22 protein-coding genes are annotated in these 18,987 nt (G+C 53.1%); 12 read left to right on the top strand and 10 right to left on the bottom strand.

Going from position 1 to position 18,987, the window contains the following annotated elements:
* The 4 genes from ACRDD5_RS03980 to ACRDD5_RS03965 all read left to right on the top strand — a co-directional run.
* On the top strand, window positions 1–532 hold a 532-nt coding region (locus ACRDD5_RS03980; protein ID WP_438675996.1), incomplete at its 5' end, for an FAD-dependent oxidoreductase.
* A gap of 56 nt (window positions 533–588) precedes the next feature.
* A complete protein-coding gene (locus ACRDD5_RS03975; RefSeq protein ID WP_438675995.1) occupies window positions 589–702 on the top strand; it encodes a DUF2770 family protein in 114 nt (37 codons plus the stop codon).
* A gap of 260 nt (window positions 703–962) precedes the next feature.
* The gene (locus ACRDD5_RS03970; protein ID WP_438675994.1) at window positions 963–1,529 is read left to right on the top strand and encodes a cytochrome b; all 567 of its coding nucleotides are present in this window, start codon (window positions 963–965) and stop codon (window positions 1,527–1,529) included.
* Between the two features lies 1 nt (window position 1,530).
* The gene (locus ACRDD5_RS03965) at window positions 1,531–2,106 is read left to right on the top strand and encodes a YceI family protein (RefSeq protein ID WP_271281786.1); all 576 of its coding nucleotides are present in this window, start codon (window positions 1,531–1,533) and stop codon (window positions 2,104–2,106) included.
* Window positions 2,107–2,151: 45 nt separating this feature from the next.
* Here ACRDD5_RS03965 and trhO read toward each other — a convergent pair whose 3' ends face one another.
* Window positions 2,152–3,201, bottom strand: a complete 1,050-nt coding sequence (gene trhO / locus ACRDD5_RS03960) for an oxygen-dependent tRNA uridine(34) hydroxylase TrhO (RefSeq protein WP_438675993.1) — start codon at window positions 3,199–3,201, stop codon at window positions 2,152–2,154.
* A gap of 220 nt (window positions 3,202–3,421) precedes the next feature.
* On the opposite strand from trhO, the gene ACRDD5_RS03955 reads away from it, so the two are divergent.
* From ACRDD5_RS03955 to ACRDD5_RS03945, 3 genes are all read left to right on the top strand, one after another.
* On the top strand, window positions 3,422–4,348 hold the full coding sequence (locus ACRDD5_RS03955; RefSeq protein WP_438675992.1) for a Kdo(2)-lipid IV(A) acyltransferase: 927 nt from the start codon (window positions 3,422–3,424) through the stop codon (window positions 4,346–4,348).
* A 145-nt stretch (window positions 4,349–4,493) separates the two neighbouring features.
* Window positions 4,494–5,720, top strand: coding sequence for a multidrug efflux MFS transporter MdtG (gene mdtG, locus ACRDD5_RS03950; RefSeq protein ID WP_438675991.1), 1,227 nt, complete (start codon window positions 4,494–4,496; stop codon window positions 5,718–5,720).
* A gap of 98 nt (window positions 5,721–5,818) precedes the next feature.
* Entirely contained in the window at window positions 5,819–6,193 is a 375-nt protein-coding gene (locus ACRDD5_RS03945) for a MysB family protein (protein WP_271281790.1), read from the top strand.
* Here ACRDD5_RS03945 and ACRDD5_RS03940 read toward each other — a convergent pair whose 3' ends face one another.
* Genes ACRDD5_RS03940 through mdoG form a run of 3 tightly spaced genes read right to left on the bottom strand, consistent with a single transcriptional unit; the run spans window position 6,194 to window position 10,536 of the window.
* Window positions 6,194–6,421 carry a YceK/YidQ family lipoprotein gene (locus ACRDD5_RS03940; protein WP_271269548.1) on the bottom strand — a complete coding sequence of 76 codons (228 nt, stop codon included), beginning with the start codon at window positions 6,419–6,421 and terminating at the stop codon, window positions 6,194–6,196.
* 58 nt (window positions 6,422–6,479) lie between these two features.
* Window positions 6,480–9,008: a glucans biosynthesis glucosyltransferase MdoH gene (gene mdoH, locus ACRDD5_RS03935; RefSeq protein WP_271281791.1), complete on the bottom strand. Its 2,529-nt coding sequence runs from the start codon at window positions 9,006–9,008 to the stop codon at window positions 6,480–6,482.
* On the bottom strand, window positions 9,001–10,536 hold the full coding sequence (gene mdoG / locus ACRDD5_RS03930; RefSeq protein ID WP_271281792.1) for a glucans biosynthesis protein MdoG: 1,536 nt from the start codon (window positions 10,534–10,536) through the stop codon (window positions 9,001–9,003). The genes mdoH and mdoG overlap by 8 nt, the downstream gene beginning before the upstream one ends.
* 273 nt (window positions 10,537–10,809) lie before the next feature.
* Here mdoG and mdoC point away from each other — a divergent pair, with 273 nt between their 5' ends.
* Window positions 10,810–11,970 carry a glucans biosynthesis protein MdoC gene (gene mdoC, locus ACRDD5_RS03925; protein ID WP_438675990.1) on the top strand — a complete coding sequence of 387 codons (1,161 nt, stop codon included), beginning with the start codon at window positions 10,810–10,812 and terminating at the stop codon, window positions 11,968–11,970.
* 35 nt (window positions 11,971–12,005) lie between these two features.
* Here the strand turns inward: mdoC and ACRDD5_RS03920 are convergent, their stop codons facing one another.
* The 6 genes from ACRDD5_RS03920 to csgB all read right to left on the bottom strand — a co-directional run bounded on the left by ACRDD5_RS03920 (window position 12,006) and on the right by csgB (window position 15,869).
* On the bottom strand, window positions 12,006–13,490 hold the full coding sequence (locus tag ACRDD5_RS03920; protein ID WP_438675998.1) for a phospholipase D family protein: 1,485 nt from the start codon (window positions 13,488–13,490) through the stop codon (window positions 12,006–12,008).
* The gene (ymdB, locus tag ACRDD5_RS03915; protein ID WP_271281794.1) at window positions 13,426–13,968 is read right to left on the bottom strand and encodes an O-acetyl-ADP-ribose deacetylase; all 543 of its coding nucleotides are present in this window, start codon (window positions 13,966–13,968) and stop codon (window positions 13,426–13,428) included. The genes ACRDD5_RS03920 and ymdB overlap by 65 nt, the downstream gene beginning before the upstream one ends.
* Window positions 13,969–14,072: 104 nt before the next feature.
* Window positions 14,073–14,393 carry a type 1 fimbrial protein gene (locus ACRDD5_RS03910; protein WP_438675989.1) on the bottom strand — a complete coding sequence of 107 codons (321 nt, stop codon included), beginning with the start codon at window positions 14,391–14,393 and terminating at the stop codon, window positions 14,073–14,075.
* A gap of 158 nt (window positions 14,394–14,551) precedes the next feature.
* Window positions 14,552–14,878, bottom strand: coding sequence for a curli assembly chaperone CsgC (gene csgC, locus ACRDD5_RS03905; protein ID WP_271281796.1), 327 nt, complete (start codon window positions 14,876–14,878; stop codon window positions 14,552–14,554).
* Between the two features lie 58 nt (window positions 14,879–14,936).
* Entirely contained in the window at window positions 14,937–15,377 is a 441-nt protein-coding gene (csgA, locus tag ACRDD5_RS03900; protein WP_438675988.1) for a curli major subunit CsgA, read from the bottom strand.
* 42 nt (window positions 15,378–15,419) lie between these two features.
* Window positions 15,420–15,869, bottom strand: coding sequence for a curli minor subunit CsgB (gene csgB, locus ACRDD5_RS03895; RefSeq protein WP_271281798.1), 450 nt, complete (start codon window positions 15,867–15,869; stop codon window positions 15,420–15,422).
* Window positions 15,870–16,618: 749 nt separating this feature from the next.
* Between csgB and csgD the strand changes: the two genes are divergently transcribed.
* The 4 genes from csgD to csgG are packed head-to-tail and all read left to right on the top strand — an operon-like array spanning window position 16,619 to window position 18,953.
* A complete protein-coding gene (gene csgD, locus ACRDD5_RS03890) occupies window positions 16,619–17,269 on the top strand; it encodes a biofilm master transcriptional regulator CsgD (RefSeq protein ID WP_271281799.1) in 651 nt (216 codons plus the stop codon).
* A 4-nt stretch (window positions 17,270–17,273) separates the two neighbouring features.
* Complete coding sequence (gene csgE, locus ACRDD5_RS03885) at window positions 17,274–17,663, top strand: curli production assembly/transport protein CsgE (RefSeq protein ID WP_271281800.1); 390 nt, start codon at window positions 17,274–17,276, stop codon at window positions 17,661–17,663.
* Window positions 17,664–17,676: 13 nt separating this feature from the next.
* Complete coding sequence (gene csgF, locus ACRDD5_RS03880) at window positions 17,677–18,093, top strand: curli production assembly/transport protein CsgF (protein ID WP_271281801.1); 417 nt, start codon at window positions 17,677–17,679, stop codon at window positions 18,091–18,093.
* A gap of 26 nt (window positions 18,094–18,119) precedes the next feature.
* Window positions 18,120–18,953, top strand: coding sequence for a curli production assembly/transport protein CsgG (gene csgG, locus ACRDD5_RS03875; RefSeq protein WP_271281802.1), 834 nt, complete (start codon window positions 18,120–18,122; stop codon window positions 18,951–18,953).
* The last annotated feature ends 34 nt before the right edge of the window (window positions 18,954–18,987 follow it).

The raw sequence follows: 18,987 nt of genomic DNA, 5'->3' as shown, positions 1-18,987 counted from the left end.
AGTCAGCGCGGGAACCTGGGTTTCGCAGCTGGTGCCTGGCCTGCCGGTGCAGCCCGTGCGCAAAGTGTTTTCCTGGTTCCAGGCCGACGGCCGTTACAGCCACCAGAACCGCTTCCCGGCCTTTACCGGTGAGCTGCCTGACGGCAATCAGTTCTACGGCTTCCCGTCGGAAAAAGATGCCCTCAAGATTGGCAAACACAACGGTGGGCAGGTTATCGCCTCCCCGGAAGCGCGTAAGCCGTTTGGCGAGTATCCTGGCGATGGCTCAGAAGCTTTTGCGTTTCTGCGCAATATCTTGCCCGGCGTTGGCGGTCTGCTGCACGGTGCTGCATGCACCTACGACAACACCCCGGATGAAGATTTCATCATTGATACCCTCCCGGGTTATGACAACACGCTGTTGATCACCGGTCTGAGCGGTCATGGCTTTAAATTCGCCAGCGTGCTGGGCGAGATTGCGGCGCAGTTCGCTCAGGACCAAACCCCAGCGTTTGATCTTACGCCCTTCTCCCTGTCGCGCTTTAGTCGCTAATCCTGTCAGGCTTCGGGTTACCGAAGCCTGGTATTTACCACTCAGTCGAAACCCTTATGCAGCGTATTTTTCATTATCTGGTCAATAATATTCGCGAGCATCTGATGCTCTATATTCTGCTGTCGGTGGTGCTGTTGCTCCTCGATATCGCTTACATTGTATTCTCCTGACAGAGAATATTGACAAAAGCTGACGATTCTCAAGATAACTATAATTTCAAAGCAAATTATTTGAATATCATAAAACGGTCACACTCCGCCATTACAAACAGAAACAACACTTCTTTAACAGCCATCCTGACAATTTAAAGCTCATTTCATTCAAAAATATTGTTCTAAATAAATTAAAAAACCAAATCACTAAATATCATTTGCAATAATGTTTTCAGCACGCCATTTTGAGCCCTCACTATTTAATTTCGGTATTTATGATGCAGGTGCGTAATTCCCCTACACGCTATGGCGTTATATCCATGTGTTTACACTGGGCGATGGCTATCGCGGTCTATGCCATGTTTGGCCTTGGATTATGGATGGTCACCCTGAGCTATTACGACGGCTGGTACCACCAGGCCCCTGAGCTGCATAAAAGCATTGGCTTTGTGCTGATGATGGCGTTGGTCGTTCGCCTTCTCTGGCGTCGTGTCTCTCCGCCGCCTCCGGCGCTAAAAAGCCAGACGCGCCTGACGCGCATCGGCGCCACCGTTGCCCATTTCACCCTGTATGCAGTGCTTTTCGCGATCCTTATTAGCGGCTATCTGATTTCGACGGCTGATGGAAAGCCTATCAGCGTCTTTGGCCTGTTTGATGTGCCCGCCCTGCTGGCCGATGCCGGGACGCAGGCCGATCTGGCCGGCTCAGTCCACCTGTGGCTGGCGTGGGGCGTGGTATCGCTCTCTGCACTGCATGGCCTTGCGGCCATGAAACACCACTTTATTGATAAAGATGCCACCCTGACACGTATGTTGGGCAAAGCGTCACCTGACTCTGGAGCATAAAATGAAAAAACGCCTGCTGGGATTAACCGTCGCCTCTCTGCTGTTCGCCACCGGTTCAGCCGTCGCGGCTGATTACAAAATTGATAAGCAAGGTCAGCACGCCTTTGTCAATTTCCGCATTCAGCATCTGGGCTACAGCTGGCTGTACGGCACCTTTAAAGACTTCGACGGTTCCTTTACCTTCGATGAAAAGAACCCGGCGGCCGACAAGGTCAATGTGACCCTGAATACCAACAGCCTGGACACCAACCACGCCGAGCGCGATAAGCACCTGCGCAGCGCAGAGTTCCTCAACGTGGCGAAATTCCCGCAGGCGACCTTCACCTCAACTGAAGTGAAGAAAGACGGTGATGGTCTGGATATCACCGGCAACCTGACGCTTAACGGCGTAACCAAACCGGTGACTCTGGATGCAAAACTGATCGGTCAGGGTGACGATCCGTGGGGCGGAAAACGTGCGGGCTTTGAAGCGACGGGTAAAATTCACCTGAAAGATTTTAATATCACCACCGATTTGGGTCCGGCATCTCAGGATGTTGAGCTGATTATCTCTGTAGAAGGGGTGCAGCAGAAGTAATTTCCTCGCCCGGTCAGCATGGCGTGACCGGGCAAGGCTGGACGCTTATTCCGGATCCGGAATACCCAGACGGGTGTTCAGACGCCCCCGCGACTTATTAAAGATCTTATTGCCATTCTCGCGTCCGGCACGGCGACGACGCTGCTCCTCTTCAGGCAGAACGCTCTCCTCGCTACAGAGTTCGCTACAGCAGCCCTGGAACTTCTCCGCGCAGGCCGGGCACTGAATAAACAGCAGATGACAGCCGTCATTTTTGCAGTTGGTGTGCGTATCGCAGGCAGTGCCGCACTGGTGGCAGTTTGAGATCACGTCCTCAGAGATACGCTCGCCCATCCGCTCATCAAAGACAAAGTTCTTGCCGATAAAGCGCACCGGCAGCCCCTGATCGCGCGCGCGACGGGCATACTCAATGATCCCACCCTCGATATGCCACACCTTATTAAAGCCGTTATGCTTCATAAAGGCGCTGGCTTTTTCGCAGCGAATCCCGCCGGTGCAGTACATCACAATCTTCTTGTCTTTATGTTCCTGCATCATTTCGACCGCTTTCGGTAACTGCTCGCGGAAGGTATCGGCCGGGATTTCCAGCGCGTTTTCGAAATGGCCCACTTCGTATTCGTAGTGGTTACGCATATCGATAAACACGGCGTCGGGATCGTCAAGCATGGCATTCACTTCTGCCGCTTTCAGGTAATCACCCACGTCGCTGGCATCAAACGTCGGGTCGTCGATACCGTCAGCCACAATGCGTTCCCGCACTTTCAGGCGCAACACCCAGAATGACTTACCGTCATCGTCCAGGGCAATGTTCATCCGCAGGCCGTTCAGGGCTGGGTCAAAGCCGTACAGGAAGGTACGCAACGCATCGACCTGACTGGCCGGAACGCTGATTTGGGCGTTGATACCCTCATGCGCCAGATAAATGCGTCCGAAAACATTCAGCTCGGTTAAAGCTTTATACAGCGCGTCGCGGGTCTGCTGCGGATTAACGATGGTAAAATATTTATAGAACGAGATTGTGGTGCGCGGCTCGGTTTCGGCCAGCATGCGCGCTTTTAACTCTTCGTTCGAAATGCGGTTGTGTAACACTGGCATGGTGTACGGTTCCTGCAATCGTTGGATAATGAAAATCGGGCGGGATGATATAGCAAAGATTGAGAATTTACATCCCCTCATTTTGCGCTACATTTCTTTCTCTAGCGTGATCGGCTCATAACATTTGCCGCATTGATAAGCATTCCGTCGCGATGAGTTTTGGTTATGAATCGAAAAATGCGACAATCTGACAACAGGACAGAATAAAAAAAGGAACGGTATGACCCATTTACCTAAATTCTCCATTGCGCTGCTGCATCCACGTCACTGGTTTACCTGGGCTGGCATCGGTTTATTATGGTTACTGGTGCAACTCCCCTACCCGGTGATTTATCGTCTGGGCTGCGGTCTTGGTCACCTGGCCATGCGTTTTATGACCCGTCGCACCCGGATCGCCCGGCGCAATCTGGAACTCTGCTTTCCGCAGATGAGCGAGCAAGAGCGCGAAGCCCTGGTGGACAAAAATTTTGAATCGGTCGGGATGGGACTGATGGAAACGGGGATGGCGTGGTTCTGGTCAGACAAACGCATGAGCCGCTGGATGGAGGTTACCGGCGCTGGCATGGAGCCGGTACACACCCTGCAGGCGGAAAATACTGGCGTACTGCTGATCGGGATTCATTTTCTGACCCTCGAGATTGGCGCGCGCATGTTCGGCATGCAGGCACCCGGTATCGGCGTCTATCGTCCGAACGACAACCCGGTGATCGACTGGCTGCAGACCCGAGGCCGGATGCGTTCCAACAAGAGCATGATCGATCGTAAGGATCTGAAGGGGATGATCCGCGCGCTGAAATCCGGGGAAGTGATCTGGTATGCGCCTGACCATGACTACGGCCCAACAGCCAGCGTCTTCGTGCCGTTTTTTGCCGTTGACGATGCCGCCACCACCAGCGGCACCTGGACCCTGGCGCGGCTGTCGAGTGCGGCAATTGTGCCGTTTGTCCCGCGCCGTAAAGCCAACGGCAAAGGCTACGAGCTGATGATGCTGGAGCCGGAGTGTTCGCCTCCGCTGGACGACGCCAAAACCACCGCGGCCTGGATGAATGACATCATCGAAAAATGCATCCTGATGGCACCCGAGCAGTACATGTGGCTGCATCGCCGCTTTAAAACCCGCCCGGAAGGCGTCCCTTCCCGCTATTAATCCCCCCTGCGGCCCCGGTGGCCGCAGTTTACTTTCTGTTTTTAACCTCCTCTGCCATTGCAGCAATCATCACCCAGGCGCATAATTAGCAGGCTTACTACCTTCATTCATAATGATGCCGTCGCGCATCAGAACGCGGATTGTTATGTCATCCTCAGAAACGCCAATAAACTGGAAACGTAACCTGACGGTTGTCTGGCTGGGCTGCTTTCTCACCGGTGCCGCCTTTAGCCTGGTGATGCCTTTTCTCCCCCTGTACGTCGAGCAGCTTGGCGTCAGCGGTCATAGCGCGCTGAACATGTGGTCGGGGCTGGTGTTTAGCATCACCTTTCTCTTCTCAGCCATTGCCTCCCCCTTCTGGGGCGGACTGGCGGATCGCAAGGGGCGCAAAATCATGCTGCTGCGCTCAGCGCTGGGGATGGCGATCATCATGCTGCTGATGGGGATGGCGCAAAACATCTGGCAATTTCTTATTTTGCGCGCGGTGCTGGGGCTGCTGGGCGGGTTTGTACCCAACGCCAACGCGCTGATCGCCACGCAGATCCCGCGCCATAAAAGCGGCTGGGCGCTGGGGACGCTGTCAACCGGTGCGGTGAGCGGTGCGCTGCTCGGCCCGCTGGCAGGCGGGCTGCTGGCCGACAGCTACGGTCTGCGCCCGGTGTTCTTTATTACCGCCGTGGTGCTGTTTGTCTGCTTCCTGCTGACCTGGTTCTGCATCCGGGAGAATTTTACCCCGGTTGCTAAAAAAGAGATGCTGCATGCCAGGCAGGTTTTCGCCTCGCTGAAAAACCCCAAACTGGTGTTAAGCCTGTTTGTCACGACTCTGATTATTCAGGTGGCGACCGGCTCGATTGCGCCGATCCTGACGTTGTACGTGCGCGACCTGGCAGGCAACGTCGGCAATATCGCGTTTATCAGCGGGATGATCGCCTCCGTGCCGGGCGTGGCCGCGCTGCTCAGCGCCCCTCGACTGGGGAAACTGGGCGATCGTATTGGCCCGGAGCGGATCCTGATCGTCGCCCTGGTGTTCTCCGTGTTGCTGTTGATTCCGATGTCGCTGGTGCAAACGCCGTGGCAGCTCGGGGTATTGCGCTTCTTACTCGGCGCGGCCGATGGTGCCCTGCTGCCTGCCGTCCAGACGCTGCTGGTGTACAACTCCACTCGGGAGATCGCCGGGCGCATCTTCAGCTATAACCAGTCGTTTCGCGATATTGGCAACGTCACTGGCCCGCTGCTGGGATCGGGGATTGCTGCCAGCTTTGGTTTCCGGACGGTGTTTATCGTTACCGCCGGCGTGGTGCTGTTCAACGTGTTCTATTCCTGGCTCAGCCTGTCGCGGGCAGTCCGTCAGCCGCAGTCGGCACCAGATTAAGACAACTCCGTGACGGCTTTCGCCGCATTCATACTTGCAAACAGTGAGAATCAGCTATTCTTTCCCTGAATACTTCGTCAAATCACAGGGAGACGCTAATGACTATGTATGCCACGCTGGAAGAGGCTATTGATGCCGCTCGCGAAGAGTTCCTCGCCAACAATACCGGCGTAGAGGAAACGGACGCGAATATTGAGCAACTCAATATACAAAAGTATGTCCTGCAGGACGGCGACATAATGTGGCAGGCCGAATTCTTTGCCGACGAGGGCGAAGACGGCGAATGTCTGCCGATACTCAGTGGCGCCGCGGCGCAGGCCGTTTTTGATGATGACTTTGACGAAATTGAGCTGCGTCAGGAGTGGCTGGAAGAAAACACCCTGCATGAATGGGATGAGGGTGAATTTCAGCTTGAACCGCCGCTGGATACCGAAGAGGGGCGAGCCGCAGCAGATGAGTGGGACGAGCGCTAGTTACTCATAAGGCCCATGCTGCGCGTCTATCGGCAGCAGCAGCGTATCGAAGACCAGCGAAAACGGCAGATCGAGCACAGTCAGATAGCGCCAGGCGGAGTCGCGAACATCCCATTGCACGCCGGGATAATATTGATTGCCGTGCCCCTGTCCGGGTACGGCACGGCTGATGATACTGCCGCAGCCGCTCAGCAGTAACGCCATCATGATAACAATGAGTATTCTCATTCCTTCCTCAATATAAAAAAATACCGGCTCAAGAGCCGGTATTTATTTGCCGGTGGGGCTATTTAACCTTCAGCGCCAGCGGGTTCATCTTCAGCGTCTGGTAGTGGTTTACCCAGGAGGAGTATTTCTCCGGGGCGGACCACACGCGGTAATGCAGACGTGACAGCGTGACCGGGTCGCTCAGCAGCACCAGACGACGATCGCGGTTCAACTTCTCAGGCGTCTCGTTCAGAGCCTGTTCCACGTGACGATCGCGGGCAATCTCCAGCACGTTACTGGCACGGTGGCGGGCCGTTGCCATCGCGGTTGCCAGGGCGTTGAATGACGGGTTAAACACCGCGTGCATAAATCCATCCTCCAGCGAACGGCTGCGGTTCAGCTCCAGATACTTGTCGGTATCCACCAGCACCTGCGGCGGGGAGTACTCTTCCGGGATCAGGAACAGCTTCCAGCGTTTGGTACGCAAGCCCAGCGTTGAACGGCTGGAGAACACCGACACGAACGGCGACAGGATAAGCGAGAAGACGATCGGTGCCAGCCAGAACAGGAAGCGCAGATCCAGCCAGGCCATGCCGACAGCCCACACCAGACCAAGCAGCATCTGCGAGCCGTGGCGCATAAAGGCTTCGCTCCACGGGGTGGAGTCATCGTCACGCTGCGGAGAGTTCCAGACCACTTCCCAACCGAGGAACGCGCTGACCACGAAGACGGTGTGGAACAGCATACGCACCGGTGCCAGCAGAACCGAGAACAGCACTTCAAGCAGCAGAGAGAGCGTCACGCGGAAGAAACCGCCGAACTCTTTCGAGCCTTTGCACCAGATCAAAATGATACTGAGCAGCTTCGGCAGGAACAGCAGCACCATCGTAGAAGCAAACAGCGCAATCGCCAGCTCCGGACGCCACTGCGGCCACACCGGGAACAGCTGGCGCGGTTGCAGGAAGTACTGCGGCTCAGTCAGCGCATGCACCACCTGCAGCGCGGTCGACAGGGCGAGGAACATAAACCACAGCGGCGCGGAGAGATAGGACATTACGCCGGTCAGGAACACCGCACGGTGTACCGGGTGCATACCTTTCACCAGGAACAGGCGGAAGTTCATCAGGTTACCGTGACACCAGCGACGGTCGCGCTTCAGCTCATCCAGAAGGTTCGGCGGCAGCTCTTCATAGGAGCCCGGCAGGTCGTAGGCAATCCACACCCCCCAACCGGCACGACGCATCAGCGCCGCTTCTACGAAGTCATGCGACAGAATCGAACCGGCAAACGAGCCTTCGCCCGGCAGCGGGGCCAGCGCACAGTGCTCTATGAACGGCTGCACGCGGATGATGGCGTTGTGTCCCCAGTAGTGGGACTCGCCCAACTGCCAGAAGTGCAGGCCCGCAGTAAACAGCGGCCCGTATACGCGGGTAGCAAACTGCTGGCAACGCGCATACAGAGTATCCATGCCCGACGCCTTCGGCGAGGACTGGATGATCCCGGCATTCGGGTTGGCTTCCATCAGACGCACCAGCCCGGTCAGACAGTCGCCGGTCATCACGGAGTCGGCGTCCAGCACCACCATATAGCTGTACTGGTTGCCCCAGCGACGACAGAAGTCATCGATGTTGCCACTTTTACGCTTCACGCGGCGGCGGCGGCGGCGATAGAAAATCTGCCCTTCGCCCTGCACTTCAGCGATCAGCTCCATCCACGCTTTCTGCTCAGCCACGCAAATATCGGGGTTGTAGCTGTCACTCAGGATGTAGACGTCGAAATGTGCGCCGTTCCCGGTCGCTTTTACCGACTCCCAGGTGGCGCGCAGGCCCGCGAAAACGCGATCCACGTCTTCGTTACAGATAGGCATAATCAGCGCGGTACGGTGTTCGGGATTGAGTGCTTCATCCCCCACCGTCGACGCGGAGATACTGTACTTATCCCGGCCAATCAACAGCTGCAGGAAGCCCATCAGCGCGGTCCAGAAACCGGCCGACACCCAGCAGAAGAGAATGGCAAACAGCAGAAGAATGCCGCTTTGTAAAATATACGGCAGCAGCTGCATAAACGAGACCAGCAGATCCTGGCCAAACATATCGGCCGGATTGATCAGCGCCCAGCCCTGGTACGGCAGAATGGTCTTCATGTACCAGGTGGCGACGACGGTCTGCGCGATGGTCAGCAGCAGCAGGATATAGCGTCGAATACTGCCGACGGTACGCCATTTTTCCTCGTTTGCCTGCTGCTCTTTGGTCAGACGGGAGAGATAGCGCGGAGTGACGTCACGACCGCGAAGACGATCCCAGAAACGGCCCACCGGGTTGGTGCGCCAGGGATCGGGGAACATCGAAGAGCGCGTCGCTTTCGGCATCGCCTGAAGCTGGGCACGACCTTCATCATCGCGAATCAACTGACCTTCAGCCAGCGAATCGGGCCAGGCCTGCTCGAGACGGCTCTTTACAGAGCCCAGCGGGGTGTCATCATCGCGGGTAAACGGATGATGGTCAGCATCCAGCGCGGTATGAACCGCGCTGAGATCCCCCTTCGGCAGGGCCGCCTTCTCGATATCGCTCAGCGGCATGGCATCGATATATTCAGTTGTCTTATTCATTGGCAGGTAGCTGATAGCTCCAGGTTTCACTCAGCGGCTGGTCAACGTTCACCAGCGCGGCTCGCATCTCAGTCGGCTGTTTGGCATCTTTGACTTTTACACGCAGCGTTAAACGCCAGCCTTTAGTGACCGGGTTGTAGCGCACAGTGTTTTCAACGATTTCACCATTGTCGCCAATGCTCGTCTGGGCGGTGACAGGGGTCTCCGGTGCCAGTTTTTTCATCTCCTGGCCGGAGAAATCAACCACAAAGGCGATGGTGCCATCAGGCTGACGGATCAGATTCGACTGTTTCACATCCCCGGTGGAGCGGCGCGTCTGGGTGACGTAAGCGCTCTCAGGGGCGTGCAGCTTGTCTTCATCGCGGCTCATAGTGATGGAGTAGTTGAAGTTCATCTCTTTCCCGGCTTCCGGCAGCTGATCCGGCGTCCAGTAGGCGACGATGTTGTCATTGGTCTCATCGTTGGTTGGGATTTCTACCAGCTCAACTTTCCCTTTGCCCCACTCGCCTTTCGGGGTGATCCAGGCGCTTGGGCGCAGATCGTAACGATCGTCCAGATCTTCAAAGCGGGAGAACTGACGACCACGCTGCAGCAGACCAAACCCCTGCGGGTTCTCCATGCTAAAGCTGCTTACCGCCAGGTGTTTCGGGTTGTTCAGCGGACGCCAGATCCACTCGCCGTTACCGGCCAGGATCGACAGACCGTTAGAGTCATGCAGCTCCGGACGGAAGTTAGAGACCGACGAAGGCTGGTTAGGCCCAAACAGGAACATACTGGTCAGCGGGGCAACGCCCAGCTTGCCGACTTTATCGCGCAGGTAGACTTTAGACTGCACGTCAACCACGGTGTCGCGGCCCGGAATGATCACAAAACGATACGCGCCGGTGGCACGCGGTGAGTCCAGTAGCGCATAGATAGTCAGACGTTTGTCGGTGGGTTTTGGACGTTCAACCCAAAACTCACGAAAACGCGGGAACTCTTCCCCGGAAGGCAGCGCGGTATCGATCGCCAGACCACGGGCAGAAAGACCGTACACCTGGCCGCCACCGATGACGCGGAAATAGCTCGCCCCCAACATGCTGACAATTTCGTCGTTCTTATCTTTACTGTTGATGGGATAGAGGACTTTGAAGCCCGCGAAACCGAGATCTTTGACGGTGTCTTTATCGTGCTGTACGTCACCGAAATTAAAGTAATCCGGGCTGTACTTAATTTTGCGTACCGCGGTGGAGGTCACTTCATTGATGGTGACCGGCGTGTCGAAGTACATCCCCTGATGATAAAACTCAAGCTTGAACGGGGTTTTGATTTTGTTCCAGTAAGCTTTATCGTGATTAAACTGGATCTGCTGATAGTCCGCATATTTCATATCACGGAAAACGGAGGGCAAGTTACTTTTTGGTGCCTCGTAGCTCTTGCCTGCCATCGTTTTCGCCTGTTTTGCGACGTCGTCGATGTTAAAAGACCAGGCCGATGAGGTATACAGAGACAACAATACTGCTGCCCCTAACCAAGGCATTTTCATCATTTGTAGTTTATGTTTCATAATAAGTAAGCACTTCCCCCTTTGTGTGCTTATATCGATCCGATCCATTTTAATGGAAAATCAGGTAATCCGACAACATAATCACCGCTTTGTTAAGCGCGCTGGCTCATGGATTAAGCAAGTGAAAGCAACCCGTATTCACTTTGCGTGCTTATCCTGGAGACAGTGTGTCGGACTTCGTGTAGGGTTGGCTCCGAATGTAAACACTATTGGTCTTATGGATAAGACGAAAAGTCTGAGAATGCACAACGTTATATGAGTACCATACCTGCACAACGCGAATATTTCCTTGATTCTATTCGGGCCTGGCTCATGCTGCTGGGGATCCCGTTTCACATCTCCTTGATCTATTCGAGCCACGTCTGGCACGTCAATAGCACCGAGTCCTCGTGGTGGCTGACGCTGTTTAACGATTTTATCCACTCATTCCGCATGCAGGTCTTTTTCGTTATTTCCGGCTACTTTTCCTACATGCTGTTCTTGCGCTATCCGTTGAAACGCTGGTGGAAAGTGCGCGTCGAACGGGTCGGCATCCCGATGCTCACCGCCATTCCCCTGCTGACGCTGCCGCAGTTCATCATGCTGCAGTATGTGAAAGGTAAAGCGGATAACTGGCAAAACCTGTCGCTGTACGAAAAATACAACACGCTTGCCTGGGAACTGGTGTCGCACCTATGGTTTCTGCTGGTGCTGGTGGTGATGACTACCCTCAGCCTGTGGTTGTTCAGCCGCATGCGCCGCCACCTGAGCACCCGTTCAGAGACCTTTTTTGCCAATATGACTTACGGCAAACTCTCGGTGCTGTTTTTACTGGTGGGCATTGCCTACGCCGGGCTTCGCCGCACGCTGTTTATGGTTTATCCGCCGATACTGAGCGACGGGCTGTTTAACTTTGTGGTGATGCAGACCCTCTACTATTTGCCTTTCTTTATCCTTGGCGCGCTGGCTTTTGTTCATCCGCAGCTGAAAACCCTGTTCACCACGCCGTCACGCGGCTGTACTCTCGGGGCGGGACTGGCGTTTATCGCCTATCTGCTGAATCAGCGGTATGGCAGCGGCGATGCCTGGATGTACGAAACTGAAAGCGTGATCACCATGCTGCTGGGCCTGTGGATGGTTAACGTGGTCTTCTCTCTGGGGCATCGTCTGCTGAATTTTAAATCGGCACGCGTGACCTATTTCGTGAATGCATCCCTGTTTATTTATCTGGTACACCACCCGCTGACGCTGTTCTTCGGGGCCTTTATCACGCCACATATCAGTTCAAACCTGCTGGGCTTTACCGCCGGGTTAATATTTGTGGTGGGCATTGCGATTGCGCTGTACGAAATTCATCTGCGCATTCCGCTGCTACGGTTCCTGTTTTCCGGTAAACCGGCGACTAAAGTCGATAAGAGTCAGCAGCCTGCCAGCTAACGCGCCGTGCGCCGGTCACTGCACCGGCACCGCGTTTACAGCAGCCACTCCACCGGCAGCCAATACGTAAGCCGCACCAGCACCCGCTGCCAGAAGCGGGTCTTTGGCTCTTTCTTCAGAACGACCTCTTGCCCCTCCTTGTGCTCAACCCAGTTCAGCCGGCCAAATCTGTCCAGCCGCAGTTGCCAGGCTTCCTGCCGCTGGCTGCGCACAAAACGGGTGTGGATCAGTTTTGCTAACGCTTCGCTTTCAATCACAAAGCCCATCTCGGTATTGAGCATCGTTGAACGGGGATCAAAATTAAGGGAACCGATAAATACTTTCTCGCCATCGATACTGAACGTTTTCGCATGCAGGCTGGAGCCAGAGTTCCCGGTGATCCCGCGGTCGTGCACCACCGGGACACCTTCCTGCGTCGGTTTTAGCTCGTACAATTCGATCCCATGACGCAACAGCTTCTTTCGCCATCGGGCGTAGCCAGCGTGCACCACGGCGACGTCGTTAGCAGCCAGTGAATTGGTGAGGATTGCGACCTTGACGCCCTTGCGCACCATTTGCAGCAGCAGCGCCACGCCCGCGCGGGTCGGGACAAAATAGGACGAGATGATGTCGATTTGCTGCACCGGGGAGCCCATCACATCCAGCAGACGCTGGGGCAGCAGGGAGTGGCGCTTTGCTCTGCCCTGCCCTTTTCGCGGATCGTCACTGAGTAGCCGGGTTTTGGCCCAGATAAGCGGCAGCGTTCCCGCCTCGAGATGGGTAATAAATTCGCTGGACTGCAGTTTATCCAGGTAACGACGGGTAATCTCGTCCTGATACCAGTCATCCGGCGGGTCGATTTTTTGCTTTATTTCGGCCTCTGACAGTTCCAGCACCTGCCGGAGCGTGGAGACCGAGGCGCAGTTCCAGTAACGTTCAAAATCGTCGGCAACGTCCTGCACTACCGGGCCGGAGGCCATCACATCCAGATCGGAAAACAGCGGCTCCTCACCGGCGCCAAAATAAGCATCACCGACGTTTCGGCCACCAATAATGGTCACTTCCCCATCGACGGTATAGCTTTTGTTGTGCATCCGGCGATTCAGCCGGGCAAAATCGGTGAGATATCCTAGTGCGCGCAGGGTGCGAAATGAAAAGGGATTAAACAGGCGAACCGCAATATTGGGATGGGCATCAAGCAGACGCAGGATCGCATCCAGTCCCTGGGTGTTGTTGTCATCCAGCAGCAGGCGCACCCGCACGCCACGCGTGGCGGCAGACAGTAACACGGAGAACAACAGCCGCCCGGACATATCGTCTTCCCAGATGTAGTACTGAACGTCGAGCGTTTTTTCCGCCATCTCCGCCAGCCGGTAGCGGCAGGCGAAGGCATCCAGACTGTTATCAAGGGGGAGAATGCCACACAGACCCGGATGTGCAGAACTGACCGGCGCAATGGCACGCCCCAGTCGCGTGTTATGCGTCGGTTTCCTGTCCTCGTTGGGTAAGCAGTCGCTGGTAAAGCCGGGTATTTTCTTCATCATAACAGACAAAGTATACCCGCTCCGGCAGAGACTTGCGGGTGAGATAGTCTGAAACCGTGTTCACAGCGATCTCGGCCGCCGCGACGCGTGGAAAACCGTATACCCCGGTGCTGATGGCCGGGAACGCCAGAGTCTTGTAGCCATTGGCCGCCGCCAGATTGAGGCAGTTACGATAGGCATCTTCGAGAATGCGTGCTTCGTGATGGTCGCCGCCCTGCCAGACCGGACCAACAGTGTGGATCACCGCTTTGGCCGGTAAATCTCCTGCCAGGGTAATCACCGCCTGTCCAGGAGCACACTCTCCCTGCTGCTGGCGTACCAGCTTGCAGGCCTCCAGCAGAGCAGGACCGGCCGCCCGGTGGATCGCGCCATCCACGCCGCCGCCGCCCATCAACGAGGGATTTGCTGCATTGACCAGCACATCGACGTGCAGCGTGGTGATATCACCCTGAAAGACTTCAATGCGAGATAACATAGATAACCTCTGCCTGCTGTTTTTTCTTAAGTGTATCGCAGAGAGGGGCTTGTGAAAGCATGCAAATTAGAAATCCTCTCCCGCCGTGGCAGGAGAGGCCTGTTTTAGCGGTAATCTACCTGCACGATACCGAGGGATTTCTCCGGGTTAATCCAGGTCATGCTTATTGCAGCGCGTTCCGGGAAGACCGCGGCGCTATCCAACGCCTGGGTATAGCTTACCCGTCGGGTTAGCATGTTTTTATCCTGCGGGCAGGAAACCGCAATCGTGCCGGCTTCCGGAGAGATGATGCACGGGGCTTCAACAATTTGGCCATAAAAATGAATCGTCCCCGTCTGCGACGAGGTGGCACCAAATGCAGGTAGTAGTGTAACAACACTAATCAGGGCAAGACCCGCAGCCCATTTTACGGCGGAAACAACCATCAGCGTGATCCTTAGTAATAATCTTCCCTGATGATTAAACAGCACGCATCTTATATCAGTGCCGACGAGCATCGTTGATGCCAGTAATAACAGCATAGCTACGCGTTAACACTTTTGCTACATCATTCAACACATTGATCTTATGAATGTTTTCCACATCAGGTTTTTGATGGTGGCCACTGCTGTGTGATATGTAGAGATTTGCCGTCCGACACCGTTACAATAACGTTGATCCTGTCATTGGGCCCGGAATTGAGGGTCATGCGCGAGAGATTGATGGTTTTATTGGCCGGTAACGAGAGGGTATTGCGCTGGCTCGAGTTGCTCTGCCCACCCGGTCCGGTGCGTGTGGTGACAATCTGCACCTGACACAGGCACGGTTCGGTCACGGTCACCTGGGGAATAATGGTCAACATTTCGCCTTCGGTGGCGGTCTGGAAGGTAATCTGGCTGGTGAGCGCCGCAAGCAGTAAAAGCGTATTCATTATCTTCTCCCAAAAAAAAACAGGGCACAGGCCCTGTTTTTTATCGAACAACGTAGCCTTAGTACTGGCCAGCGTTAACTCGGTTACCGAAGCCAACCTGGGTGATGTTCGCTTCAGAGCCGTTTGCGGTTTGACGAATGTCTACCGCGTTACGGCCACCAGACTGCGATACATCAACACTCAGGTCTTTACCGGTCCACTGGCTTACAGTAGCGGAGTTACCAAAGCCACGTTGATTCAGATCGATGGTGCTGTCATCTGCGCCCTGAGAGAGATCAGCCGTGTTGCCGAAGCCATGCTGTCTGACGTCAATGGTTGAATCACGTGCATCACTTTGCAAGGAGTTAACGAGGTTATTACCACCGTATTGATAAACGGTCAGCTTTTCATCTGGACCATTATTATTACCGTGGTTACCACCCCATTGAGGAATCGAACCCGCCATTGCGCTGCCAGAAACTACGATTGCTGCAATTACTGCCACTTTTAAAAGTTTCATCGTAAAGCCCCCATCGGATTGATTTAACTCATCACTAAATAGCTAGCGTTGGATAACGCGAATTGCCATCTGCGACTGTCTCTGCACTACAACTGCCGTTTTTTGAGTACCGTACTGAGTAATATTCGCTTTGTTACCAGAACCTTTCTGAATAATCATCGCGGTATTACCAAATGCACCTTGTTTAATACTCGCATTGTTCCCGTTGCCCGTCTGATCAATATAGGCAAGGTTATAACTGCCTGATTGATCGATGTTCGCACGGTTGTTTCCGCCTTCCTGTGATACGACAGACAGCAATTTCGATCCATCCTGACGAACATTGGTGCTATTATTCACACCGTATTGCCCAACGATGGCGGACTGGTTATATGAAGATTTACTCAATTCATTAACCGCGAAATTGTATTCTGAAGCTGCCAAATCATTGGTTGCGAAAACGACGCCAGGTGCACCCAGTAATGCAAACATCAATAACAGCTTGTTCTTCATGTTGTCACCCTGGACCTGGTGGAAATAAATAACCTGTGTTAACAACGCTGAATATTTTGTTAACCCGGCGTTACGATGAAGAGTATGTCTGCCGAAACAATTTAAATATCTCACCCGCCAGTTGTATTTTTATTCCTATGGTCACCCCAAAGTATTAAATAAAATAAAACAGCTGTTGGGGTTGGTGACTTTTCAGGGAGTTAAAAAAAGGCAAATGTAAAATTCAGAAATGAATAGCAGGAAAAGCACTGACTTGCCGTTTCGCCTGCCCTCCAGGCCCGTTTGACCGATATATCGCTAACTCTGTGACAACGCACCTGATTTCTTAAGACGTTTACACAGTGTAAAAATAGGCTTAGCTTTTTGGCGACGCTCATACCTTCCGTACAATAATTGACAAAATATATTACCCAACAAAAACAATGAATTAATATAATTTGTATGATTTTTTAAATGTGTGCATCAATAACAACATGTACAACTTTATGCTGAAATCTAAGCAATTCGGGAAGTTGTTTTTTACAAAGTAATATTGAATTTTACATCTTGTTACACGTTTAACACTTGCTTTAAAAAACGTAATGGCTAGATTGAAATCAGAAGTTCAGCATTATCTTAAAATATTTTCCCTCCCTTATGAGGGGTATGGTTTCTCTTCTTCACACAGCAGTGCCACATCTGTCAGTGCTTCTGGAGCCCCCGAAATATATCGGGGGCAACTGGCAGGTGTCCCAAAAAGGGGTTTCATCATGTTTAATGAAGTCCATACCTTGCATGGTCAGACATTATTGTTGGTCACCAAACCTTCTTTACAGGCTACAGCGTTATTACAGCATTTAAAGCATAGTCTGACATTGAGCGGAAAATTGCATAGCATTCAACGCTCTTTCGATGATATAGCGCCTGGCAGCATTATTCTTTTCGATATGATGGAAGCGGATAAAAAACTTATCCAATACTGGCAGGATATTTTAAGCAGAAAAAACAATAACATCCGCGTGTTGTTATTGAATACTCCAGAAGAGTATCCATTCCGGGATATAGAAAGCTGGCCGCATATTAACGGCGTCTTTTACGCCAATGAGGATGAGGCACGCGTGGTGGAGGGACTGCAAGGGGTTCTGCGCGGTGAATGCTACTTTTCGCAGAAACTGGCCAGTTATCTCATCACCCATTCCGGAAATTATCGCTACAACAGTTCAGAGTCTGCTTTGCTGACCCATCGCGAAAAAGAAATTCTGAATAAATTACGCATCGGAGCTTCAAATATTGAAATCGCCCGTTCGTTATTTATCAGTGAAAATACGGTTAAGACCCATCTTTATAATCTTTTCAAGAAGATAGCTGTTAAAAACCGGACTCAGGCGGTTTCATGGGCGAATGATAACCTCAGGCGTTAACAGTATGAAACGCACGATGAGATGGATTGCCGCGGCAGGTATCTGGCTTGCCGCCGGGAATCTTCATGCAGTTGAGGTGGAGATCCCTGGATTGTTAACTGACCACACAGTCTCATCTGTCGGGCATGCTTTTTACCGAGCGTTCAGCGACAAATGGGAAAGTACTTATCCAGGTAATTTAACGATCAACGAACGGCCCAGTGCACGTTGGGGAAGTTGGATCACAATAACGGTAAATCAGGACGTTATTTTCCAGACTTTTTTATATCCCACGAAACAAGACCTTGATCAAAACGTGGTCTTTGCTCTGGCTCAAACCGAAGAAGCAATAAATCGTCTGCAGATTGATAAGGCTCTGCTGGGTACCGGCGATTTAGCGCAAGACGAGTTTTAATTCGGAGGCATTCATGCGTGTTGTATATGCAGTTATTGCTCTAGTGCTTATTCCATCATTAAGTTGGGCCGGAAATATGACGTTCCAGTTTCGTAATCCAAACTTTGGTGGTAATCCAAATAACGGCGCTTACCTTTTAAATGGTGCTCAGGCGCAAAACTCTTATAAAGACCCAAGCATGGACGACGACTTTGGTATTGAAACGCCAAGCGCGCTGGATAACTTTACTCAGGCCATCCAGTCCCAGGTTCTGGGCGGGCTGTTAACCAATATCAACACGGGTAAACCCGGTCGAATGGTCACCAGCGAGTTCATTGTAGACATCGCTAACACTGACGGGCAATTGCAGTTGAACGTGACGGACCGGAAAACGGGGAAAACATCCACCATTCAGGTTTCCGGCTTGCAAAATAATTCTACCGACTTTTAAATAATGTCGAGATAAGGACAATAATCATGCAGCGCTTTCTCATCCTTATTGCAGTGTGCTTATTGAGCGGTTGTTTAACTGCTCCGCCAAAAGAAGCCGCGAAACCGACATTAATGCCACGGGCGCAGAGTTATCGCGATCTCACGAAACTTCCGCTGCCTACCGGTAAGATTTATGTGTCGGTTTATAATATCCAGGACGAAACTGGACAGTTTAAACCTTATCCGGCAAGTAACTTCTCGACAGCTGTCCCGCAGAGCGCCACCGCAATGCTGGTCACCGCGTTAAAGGACTCTCGCTGGTTTATTCCTCTGGAGCGTCAGGGACTGCAAAACCTGCTCAACGAACGCAAAATTATTCGTGCCGCGCAGGATAACGGTACCGTGGCAATGAACAACCGTATTCCACTGCATTCACTCACGGCGGCTAACGTCATGGTTGAAGGGTCGATTATCGGTTACGAAAGTAACGTCAAGTCGGGCGGTGTGGGGGCGCGTTACTTCGGGATCGGCGGTGATACGCAGTACCAGCTTGACCAGATTGCGGTGAACCTGCGCGTGGTCAACGTCAGTACCGGCGAGATCCTCTCTTCAGTGACAACCAGTAAAACGATTCTCTCGTATGAAGTGCAGGCTGGGGTGTTCCGTTTCATCGACTACCAACGACTGCTGGAAGGCGAAATCGGCTATACCTCTAACGAGCCGGTGATGCTCTGCCTGATGTCGGCTATCGAAACTGGGGTTATCTTCCTGATTAACGACGGTATCGATCGTGGCTTATGGGATCTGCAAAACAAGAATGAAGTGAAAAACGATGTTCTGGTGAAATACCGCGAGATGTCAATGCCTCCGGAATCCTGACAGAAAGCGCATTAAAAAGGCGAGACCTCAGTCT

Origin of the sequence: Silvania sp. (assembly GCF_051656365.1) — a bacterium.
GTDB classification, from domain to species: domain Bacteria; phylum Pseudomonadota; class Gammaproteobacteria; order Enterobacterales; family Enterobacteriaceae; genus Enterobacter; species Enterobacter hatchlandensis.
Note: the sequence above shows the minus strand (reverse complement) of the source record. Positions and strands in the feature narration are given on the sequence as shown.